This is a genomic window from Anaerosporobacter sp., from assembly GCF_965301125.1.
This window is the reverse complement of the sequence record NZ_CBDLAM010000239.1, coordinates 1-4,891: the sequence shown is the minus strand read 5'-3', so window position 1 is coordinate 4,891 and position 4,891 is coordinate 1. Positions and strand designations below refer to the sequence as shown.

The following is a 4,891-nucleotide window of genomic DNA, read 5'->3' as shown; positions in this document are numbered from 1 at the left end:
TATTGCACAATTACAGATACGTTACATAGATAAAATTTTTTATAAAGTAGGAGGAAAAAATGAAAATACAATTACAAAACAAGTATAAACTCTATATTAACGGAGAATGGAAAGATGCATCTGATGGTGCAACTATTAAAACTTATAACCCTTCCAATGGAGAGTTTCTAGCTGAAATAGCAGATGCTTCCAATAGTGATGTTGATGAAGCAATTGCTTCTGCAAAAGAAGCTTTTAAAACCTGGGGCAAAACAACACCAGCTGAAAGAGCAAGAGTACTTAATAAGATAGCAGACATTATTGAAGAAAATGCTGAATTTTTAGCAACTGTTGAAACTATGGATAACGGGAAACCGATTAGAGAAACATCGGGAGCAGATATCCCATTGGCAGCGGATCATTTTAGATATTTCGCAGGTGCTATAAGAGCAGAAGAAGGAACTTCTACAATGCTTGATGAAAATACTCTTAATTTAATTCTTAGAGAGCCAATTGGTGTAGTTGGACAAATTGTTCCATGGAACTTCCCATTCTTAATGGCAGCTTGGAAGATTGCTCCAGTACTTGCAGCAGGTGATGTTAGTGTATTTAAACCATCTAGTACCACTTCACTTAGTGTATTGGAATTAATGAACTTAATTGAAAATGTTGTACCAAAAGGTGTAATCAATATTATCACAGGTAAAGGTTCAAAGAGCGGTGAGTATTTACAACATCATAAAGGCTTAGATAAGCTAGCATTTACTGGTTCAACAGAAGTTGGTAGAGAAATTGGAATATCTGCAGCACAAAATCTCATACCTTCTACATTAGAGCTAGGTGGTAAATCAGCCAACATCTTCTTTAGTGATGCAGATATGGATATGGCGCTTGAAGGAATTCAATTAGGTATCTTATTCAACCAGGGACAAGTTTGCTCAGCGGGATCAAGAATCTTTGTTCAAGAAGATTTCTACGACGAATTCATTAATAAAGCGATTGCAGCATTTGAAAAAGTGAAAGTAGGAAATCCACTAGATCATTCTACACAGATGGGCGCACAAGTAAGTGAACAACAATTAAATAAGATACTAAGCTACGTTGAAATCGGTAAAAATGAAGGAGCAAAGGTTGCTACAGGCGGAGAAAGATATGTAGAAGGCGATGCTTCTAAGGGTTACTTTATGAAACCTACTCTACTAGTCGATGTAACCAATGATATGAGGGTTGCAAGAGAAGAAATCTTTGGACCAGTAGGTGTTGTTATTAAGTTTAAAACAGTTGATGAAGTAATCGACATGGCCAACGATAGTGATTATGGTTTAGCTGGTGGTGTATTTACAAAAGATATTAATAAAGCAATCAAAGTAGCAAGAGGTATTCGAACTGGACGTGTTTGGGTCAATACTTATAATAGTTTCCCAGCGGGAGCATCCTTTGGTGGTTATAAAGATTCTGGTATCGGTAGAGAAACACACAAGGTAATTCTTGATCATTATAGCCAAATGAAGAATATCATAATTAATCTATCTGAAAAACCAGGCGGAATGTACGTGAAATAATGGGTTACTACATAGGTATTTAAGGAGTAAAGTAAAGAAAGAGGAATGATAAAATGAAATGCTTTATTGTTGAAGGAACAATAACAAAGCCGGATTTAATGACAGATAGCACGATGAATGAGCATATTGCCTATTCTCAAAAAGCTATGGATGAAGGACGTATTGTAATGTCTGGTCTTAAATCAGATATGAGCGGTGGGCTATTCATAATGAAAGCAGAATCACTTGAACAAGTTGATGAGTATTTGCTTACGGAACCACTTAGAGTAGCTGGCGTACAAGAGTATCGCATAATAGAGTATTCTCCTCATTATATTAATAAAAACATTGATGAATGGTTGGATATGGAATAAGATAAAGGGAAAGAATCAATTCAGATTATTGTGAGTTGGTTCTTTTTTTGTAGACTTTTTTCGTTTAAGAAACGAGTATGAAAAAATAACTGAATTTACATAAATATAATGATTTTACCACAGATTTGTTATATAATGGGAAAAAATACAAAATATAAACACTAACAATGGTATGGAGGTAATAAATGATAGATATATTAAAAGTTGAGAATCTAACCAAAACATACAAAAGCTTAGATAAAGTGATTTATGCACTTCAAGATGTATCCTTTCATGTGAATAGAGGGGAGATGGTAGCAATCATGGGCAGCAGTGGATCAGGGAAAAGTACTTTATTAAATATACTTGGTGCTATTGATAAACCTGACAGAGGTAAAATCTATCTAAATCACGTTTACGAGAAAGAGTATTGCGTGGAACCGCATGCCACTAAGATACGTAGTGAGTATATTGGATTTATCTATCAGAATTTTAACTTGTTAAATGATTTTTCTGTTGAAGAGAATATTTCCCTACCATTAATACTTGCAAATTGGAATGATAAGGCTAGAAAAAAGGCTACTAAGAGTAAGATAGAATTAGTTGGACTAAATGGCAGAGAATATCATAGGCCAAGCGAGTTGTCGGGAGGACAGCAACAAAGAGTAGCGATTGCGCGAGCAATTGTGACAAATCCTAAGATACTATTAGCAGATGAACCTACAGGGAATCTAGATTATAATACAACGATTGAGATTATGGAATTGATAATTAGGATGAACAAGGAACAAAATCAAACTACTATCATTGTAACTCATGATCCTGTGGTAGCTTCGTATGCTGATAGAGTAATCTTTTTTAAGGATGGTGAAATTCAGGGAGAATATGCTAAAGATGATAAAGGAAGTAATCTTGATAATATATTACATAAATTCAGAAGTTTGATGGCTTAACATGGAGGGAATATGTCTAATCTAAGATCAATTAGTTTACGATTTTTAAAACGAAGCAAACTACTTACGTTATCTTGTTTTTTTAGTATATTCATCGGTACAATCTTAATAATTGAAATGTTCAATTTATCTCAAAGTGCTACATCTTCCTATGATAGAGAAATGAGGTCTCTATATGGAGATTGCGATATGGCAGTTTCTTATACAGATTATAGTGGAATAAAAGAAGATTTCATTAATGAGATTAAGAATTTGAAGAAAGTTTCTAAGATTGGAACATTAATGTATAGTAGCGATTTGTCTATCAATGGTACACCTGTTTATGCAATTGGTACTGATAATAGTGAAATGGTAAAAAGCAGATATCATTTTACAAAGAAATTAGGAGATGACGAAATTGCCATTAATGAGGTACTAGCCAAAGTATATAACTATAGTGTAGGAGATTATATAAGATTTGAAGTTGAAGATTGTTGAGATATTCAACGATGGTACAATGTCGGCTTCCAGTGTTGATATGGCCATTGTTAAAAAGGAAACCTTACAAGGGCTAACGAATCAAGATTATAATACGAATATCGTAATGGTTAAGGCAAAGAGGAATTTAGTAATTTTGTCAGATGAGATACGACGGATAGATGATAAATTTAATGTGTTAGTATTTGAAACAGATGAGATGTTTAAGGATTCAGTAAGTTCTTTTCAAATGTTTGTTATTGCTTTAGTAGTATGCGTTGTGATAGTGACTTGTTTGTTTACAATGAGTGTGTTTGGCAATTTTGTCTATAAGTATAGACATGATTTGGCATTATTACGAATGATGGGAGGAACAGCAAAACAAACCAAAGAAATCTTTGTAAGAATGGTTCGAATAATTTTATTATGCGGAACCATATTAGGGTTCATTACATCATTAATTATTAATAATTTTTTTATAGAAAAGATAAATCAGCGGCTTGCATTGATTCATGGGAAATGCGAATTTTTCTTTTTCAAATCAATACTATTAGCAATTGGCATATGCCTTATTATGTATATCATTCTTCAAGTTATTATAAGAAAAACGAACCGTATCTTACCGATTGAAGCCCTTGCTATTAATGAGGTTAGCAAAATTGGTAAAATTAGAAAACGTAAGAAGCTCCATGTCAAATTACTTAAGGGAGATTTATACATAAGTAGAAAATTAATAAAATCTAGAATAAAAGAAAATATCCTAATGTTAGCAACCATATCCATGCTTATAGCAATTTCGATATTTGGTGCTAGTTTAAGTACATTAATTAAAAAAAATAGTGAAGAATACTATAAAAGTCAGTATTTATCAGAGATTGTATTAACGACTAGCCGTGGTGTTCCATTTGACGAAGGCCAGGTATTATATAAAGAACTGCAAGCAGATCCTAATATTAAGGTATCCTATGTTTGTCAAGTAAGCCCACGAGCTACAGTTAATGGGAAAGACATAAAATACGCAATTGCCGATATGAGAGCATTGACAAAACAGGGGATTATTAAGCCTACTAGTATTAAGGATAATATGGTTATAGTGAGCGAAACATTTGCAGAAAATAATCATATTAAGTTGAATGACAGTATTACAGTAAAAGCTCCAGATACGTATATACGTGATGAGCTTGGTAATAAAATAGGAATAGACAAATATGGTGATACCTATAGTTTAACTGTTGTACAAATAAAACCAGATAATCAATTAATGTTTTGTGACGCTTACATTGATGTTAATAGTGCAGGCTATTTAAATGATGGAGTATTTCTTAATAATATATATATTGATGGTGATACAGAATATATTAACAATAAGTTAGAGGAATTAAAAGTTTACTATCCGTATATCAAATGGGCAAGCTACACAGAAACACTAACAACCAGTGATAAAGCAATCGGCAATAGATTCTTAATGATTGAATTGGTAGTTAGAATTTTAGTCGTAATCGCAGCTATAGGTTGGATTAATTCTATACGGAATTTATTCCTAACAAGGATAAGAGATTATGATATAATAAGAATGCAAGGAGTAAGAAGAAGACGAATTGTTAAGATT

At 32.9% G+C, this 4,891-nt stretch carries 5 protein-coding genes; all 5 read left to right on the top strand.

Translation table 11 applies throughout. The features are described 5' to 3' along the window. Positions 1 to 59 precede the first annotated feature (59 nt). Positions 60 to 1,541 (top strand): aldehyde dehydrogenase family protein, encoded by a 1,482-nt coding sequence (locus ACW2QF_RS17745; RefSeq protein WP_455717353.1) that lies wholly within the window; start codon positions 60 to 62, stop codon positions 1,539 to 1,541. A gap of 53 nt (positions 1,542 to 1,594) precedes the next feature. Further along, positions 1,595 to 1,894 (top strand): YciI family protein, encoded by a 300-nt coding sequence (locus tag ACW2QF_RS17740; protein WP_455717352.1) that lies wholly within the window; start codon positions 1,595 to 1,597, stop codon positions 1,892 to 1,894. Positions 1,895 to 2,079: 185 nt separating this feature from the next. After that, positions 2,080 to 2,826, top strand: coding sequence for an ABC transporter ATP-binding protein (locus ACW2QF_RS17735; RefSeq protein ID WP_455717351.1), 747 nt, complete (start codon positions 2,080 to 2,082; stop codon positions 2,824 to 2,826). A 12-nt stretch (positions 2,827 to 2,838) separates the two neighbouring features. Then, positions 2,839 to 3,303, top strand: a complete 465-nt coding sequence (locus tag ACW2QF_RS17730; protein WP_455717350.1) for a hypothetical protein — start codon at positions 2,839 to 2,841, stop codon at positions 3,301 to 3,303. Continuing rightward, a partial coding sequence (locus tag ACW2QF_RS17725; RefSeq protein ID WP_455717349.1) for an FtsX-like permease family protein occupies positions 3,284 to 4,891 on the top strand: 1,608 nt, incomplete at its 3' end. The genes ACW2QF_RS17730 and ACW2QF_RS17725, both read left to right, overlap by 20 nt.

Bases quoted from the DNA above. Each gene is read 5' to 3' on its own strand.
- ACW2QF_RS17730 (WP_455717350.1), top strand. From the start codon at position 2,839: ATGTCTAATCTAAGATCAATTAGTTTACGATTTTTAAAACGAAGCAAA.
- ACW2QF_RS17735 (WP_455717351.1), top strand. From the start codon at position 2,080: ATGATAGATATATTAAAAGTTGAGAATCTAACCAAAACATACAAAAGC.
- ACW2QF_RS17740 (WP_455717352.1), top strand. From the start codon at position 1,595: ATGAAATGCTTTATTGTTGAAGGAACAATAACAAAGCCGGATTTAATG.
- ACW2QF_RS17745 (WP_455717353.1), top strand. From the start codon at position 60: ATGAAAATACAATTACAAAACAAGTATAAACTCTATATTAACGGAGAA.